5 protein-coding genes and 1 riboswitch are annotated in these 4373 nt (G+C 51.5%); all 5 genes read left to right on the top strand.

The genetic code is table 11. From position 1 onward, the window contains the following. Positions 1-64: 64 nt before the first annotated feature. Positions 65-463, top strand: a complete 399-nt coding sequence (locus BN871_RS23920) for a hypothetical protein (protein ID WP_021878280.1) — start codon at positions 65-67, stop codon at positions 461-463. A 471-nt stretch (positions 464-934) separates the two neighbouring features. Continuing rightward, on the top strand, positions 935-1321 hold the full coding sequence (locus tag BN871_RS23915) for a hypothetical protein (RefSeq protein WP_021878279.1): 387 nt from the start codon (positions 935-937) through the stop codon (positions 1319-1321). Between the two features lie 263 nt (positions 1322-1584). Next, a complete protein-coding gene (locus BN871_RS27175; RefSeq protein WP_021878277.1) occupies positions 1585-1806 on the top strand; it encodes a hypothetical protein in 222 nt (73 codons plus the stop codon). Positions 1807-1897: 91 nt separating this feature from the next. Then, positions 1898-2002: riboswitch (TPP riboswitch) on the top strand. 262 nt (positions 2003-2264) lie between these two features. Continuing rightward, complete coding sequence (gene thiC / locus BN871_RS23905; protein WP_021878276.1) at positions 2265-4025, top strand: phosphomethylpyrimidine synthase ThiC; 1761 nt, start codon at positions 2265-2267, stop codon at positions 4023-4025. Then, positions 4018-4373, top strand: a 356-nt coding sequence (locus tag BN871_RS23900; protein WP_048749435.1) for a ThiF family adenylyltransferase, incomplete at its 3' end; no start/stop codon positions are given. The genes thiC and BN871_RS23900, both read left to right, overlap by 8 nt.

Here is a 4373-nt window from a genome sequence, read left to right as displayed (position 1 = left end):
CTATACGTATAATACGAAAACTGGTGAAATAGATGATTTTAAGATTAAATAACGAGGTGATTATATGAAAGTCAGGTGTATCGCAAATACAGGCGATAAGCTATCAATAAAAACTAAAGAACTGGGAAACTCTGACCAAACAAGGTACTCTGTAAAGATTGACGAGCAATATACTGTCTACGGACAACACATTTATAAAGGGGTATTAAGTTACTTGTTGCTTGGGACTTTTGAAAACCTCCCATCTTGGTATCCTGCCGAATTATTTGAGGTAACGGATACGTTACTCCCTTTAGAGTGGTACTTTCAATTTTACGGGAATGAAAACAGTATTAGTGCCATTTGGGGGTACAAAGAACTTGTAGCTATTGATTCACATCACGATGACCTTATTGAGCGTGAAGATGAAGCGGTACGTATTTTTTTGAAGCGAAAGAAAGAGATAGACGAATTTAATGAATAGCAAGTTTCAGGCGGCCTTCTTCTGATGGAGAGAGCCGCTTTTCTTTGGCGGGGCTACCCAGTGCCGAATGAACTCAACATTCAACCAATAACACATCTAACGCATGTAATACCCGAATAAAGATTTTTCTATCTTGTTTGTACGCACACAAATGCTGTACTTTTATACCATAAATAACGCTATACCAATACATCAACAGATCGATTATGGTCAGTTACCACCATGATTGACCTGTTTTTTGTTATCTTCGTTTTCTTCGTTTTTTTCAAATTTCTTCTCAACTATCTCGATATAGAAATTGAGAAGGCAATCCATTGAAAAGTCATCGCAACTAATCGGAGGGATAGCCCGACTTTTATAATGTCAGGACGTAACTGGCATTCTACAACGGGAAGGTCATGTGTTAATGCCTAGCCATCTCCCCTCTTATTAAGCCCGAAATTCATCAAAAAATTCGGGAGGGGGCGGCACATGAAAGGGGTCACTGTATCCATTGACCGTATTGTCATCGACTTTACAGGCGTTAATTGGGATTTCTTCAATGAGCTTCACAAGCGTATCTGTCACTTCTACGGGCTCAGGATGACGGTGGGAGAAAGAGGATTCCAATACCGCATCAGAATCAATACGGGAGAACACTTCCTGCATATCTCCTACAAGTTGATTTTTGCCCCAAGAACACAGAGGAACACGCTGAGGATTGAAGCCTACCCGAAATCGCTAGTCTACTTCCGTCAATGGCTCGATCGAACAAATCCGAGAGTATGCAAAGCAAGTGCTTTGATTAAAAGTGGTATTGCACGGATTACAGGAAATGGTACAAAGCAAATAGTAACATCTAATAAGGAAAAATATTAGATGTCAGCCCTTATTACACTCATACCACTACTACCTCAAATCCCGGTTATATTGGTAAACCTAATTCTAGTATCGATATTATTGACCGAAAAACGGGTGAGTTATTAACAAGAAGATGGTATGGAGCAAATGGTAGAGCTATCAGAGATGTAGATTATACCCATCATAATAACACTAAAACCCACCCTGAAGCACCACATGAGCATACTTGGACGTATGATAAAGATGGAAATCCATTTAGAAATTAAAAGGGGGAATAGAAAGTGGGATACACAGAACTAGTCCAACGTGTAGGATGGGGTGAAGAGTTTCAATTCTATTATCTAGGTGATGAGTTCTGGATTAGTAGAAATAAAGAAGGTCTCTATTTAACTAAAGGGAAGAACTCTTTTACACAATCGTTTCTAACCGCAGAAGAATTGTTTAAAAATGCTCGAATAGATGGAAAAACAATTTTTGAATTATGGGAAATGATAGAAATTTAATTTTAGAACCTTGATTGGCTTCATGCCTTTCAGGGTTTCTAAGTGGGACCTAGTTGACAACTTCCCCCATCCCGACTTATAGTCATACCAAGATATCCACTAGGGGCGCCTGTACGGGCTGAGATAAAGCGCAAGCTTTGGTCCCTTCGAACCTGATCTGGGTCATGCCAGCGTAGGAAAGTGGTCGAACATGCCTTTTATTTGGCTTGTGCCTCTTTTCGCCGCTTCCAGACCGGAGGCGGCTTTTTGCCGTCCTCCGGCGGAAAGCGGCGGAGAATCAGATGCACCCAATCTGCTAGCCGCAATCTGCCGATGAAGGCGAATGCGACGAGTAGAGTGTCCCGGACAGCCTGCGTTTTTCGCGCAGACCATCGGGAACGAAAGGCATGAACCGGCATTTCCAAGCGTGCAGCCCCCTGGCGGATATCAAAATCCGTTAAGGGGGCTTTTGATTATCCATGGCCATACATACCGAGCTGCTGCCGGGCAGCCGCAAAGTCTACATGCAGGGAAGCCGGGAGGATATCATGGTTCCGATGAGGGAAATCGCGCTGTCGGACAGCGAGGTGCGGGGAGTTTCCATCCCCAATGAGCCTCTGCGAATCTATGACGCAAGCGGCCCTTATACCGACACCGATTACGAGGCGGATGCCGCGAGAGGCTTGCCGCCCATGCGAAGAGGCTGGATCTCGGAGCGGGCAGATACGGAGCCATACGAGGGCCGCATCATCCGTCCCGAGGACAATGGCTTCTCCGACGCAGGCAAAGCCGCCGAGAGGGGAGCGGAAATTTTCCCGCCATCCGGCAGGCTGCCGCTGAGAGCTCTCGCAGGGGGCAACATCACCCAATTGCATTACGCAAGGCAGGGCATCGTGACTCCCGAGATGGAGTTCATCGCCCTGAGGGAAGGGATGGAGGCGGAGTTCGTACGTTCCGAGGTCGCGGCGGGAAGAGCGGTCATTCCGGCCAACGTCAACCATCCCGAGAGCGAGCCGATGATCATCGGGCGGCATTTCCACGTGAAGATCAACGCCAACATCGGCAACTCCGCCGTGACCTCCTCGATCGAGGAGGAGGTGGAGAAGATGACGTGGGCGACCCGCTGGGGAGCCGATACGATCATGGATCTGTCCACCGGCAAGAACATCCATACGACGAGGGAATGGATCATCCGCAACTCCCCGGTTCCGGTCGGGACCGTGCCGATCTATCAGGCGCTGGAGAAGGTGAACGGCAAAGCGGAGGACCTCAGCTGGGAGGTGTTCCGCGATACGCTGATCGAGCAGGCCGAGCAGGGAGTCGATTATTTCACCATCCATGCCGGAGTGCTGCTCCGTTATGTGCCGCTGACTGCGAAGCGCGTTACGGGCATCGTCAGCCGGGGAGGCTCCATCATGGCGGCCTGGTGCCTCGCCCACCATAGGGAGAACTTCCTGTACACGCATTTCGAAGATATCTGCGAAATCATGAAAGCTTACGACGTGACCTTCTCGCTCGGCGACGGGCTGAGGCCGGGATCGATCGCGGACGCCAACGACGAGGCGCAGTTCGCGGAGCTGGACACGCTCGGCGAGCTGACCAAGATTGCCTGGAAGCATGACGTGCAGGTCATGATCGAAGGTCCGGGCCATGTTCCGATGCATCTGATCAAGGAAAATATGGACCGTCAGCTCGCGGTCTGCGACGAGGCTCCCTTCTACACGCTTGGTCCGCTCACGACGGACATTGCGCCGGGCTACGACCATATCACAAGCGCGATCGGGGCGGCGATGATCGGCTGGTTCGGCACGGCGATGCTCTGTTATGTGACGCCCAAGGAGCATCTGGGGCTGCCGAACCGGGAGGATGTGAAGGAAGGCGTCATTACGTACAAGATCGCCGCCCACGCCGCCGATCTCGCCAAGGGCCATCCGCAGGCGCGAAAGCGCGACGATGCTCTGTCCAAGGCCAGATTCGAATTCCGCTGGCGCGACCAGTTCCATCTGTCGCTCGATCCCGAGCGGGCGATGAGCTACCACGACGAGACGCTCCCTGCGGAAGGCGCCAAGAGCGCGCATTTCTGCTCCATGTGCGGGCCGAAGTTCTGCAGCATGAGGATCACGCAGGACATTCGGGATTACGCGGAGAGGGAAGGGCTGGACACGGCGGAGGCAATCGAGGCGGGCATGAAGGAGCAGGCGGAGGCGTTCAAGGCCGGAGGCGGCAGCATCTATGCTTGAGCAGGCGGCAACAAGCCGATCCGAGGCGCAAGAAGCCATTCAGGAACGGTATTCCCGGCAAATCCGCTTTGCTCCCATTGGCTGGAAAGGACAGCGGCGGATCGGCCAGGCCGTCGTGCTTGTCGCCGGTACCGGCTCGCTCGGAGCTTCGCTGGCGCAGCATATGGCCCGGGCCGGGGTAGGCGAGCTGCGGCTTGCCGACCGCGACTACGTGGAATTCAGCAATCTGCAGCGCCAGATGCTGTTCGACGAAGAGGATGCCCGGCTGGCGCTTCCCAAGGCGGAGGCCGCYSCGTCGGCCGTGATTGCGCTTCTGTCACTGCATGGGAAGTCTTGGAATTATCCAGA

The organism is Paenibacillus sp. P22, assembly GCF_000469945.2.
Lineage (GTDB): Bacteria > Bacillota > Bacilli > Paenibacillales > Paenibacillaceae > Paenibacillus_O > Paenibacillus_O humicus.
This window is presented reverse-complemented; position numbering and strand designations above follow the sequence as displayed.

Bases quoted from the DNA above. Each gene is read 5' to 3' on its own strand.
- thiC (WP_021878276.1), top strand. From the start codon at position 2,265: ATGGCCATACATACCGAGCTGCTGCCGGGCAGCCGCAAAGTCTACATG.
- BN871_RS23920 (WP_021878280.1), top strand. From the start codon at position 65: ATGAAAGTCAGGTGTATCGCAAATACAGGCGATAAGCTATCAATAAAA.
- BN871_RS23915 (WP_021878279.1), top strand. From the start codon at position 935: ATGAAAGGGGTCACTGTATCCATTGACCGTATTGTCATCGACTTTACA.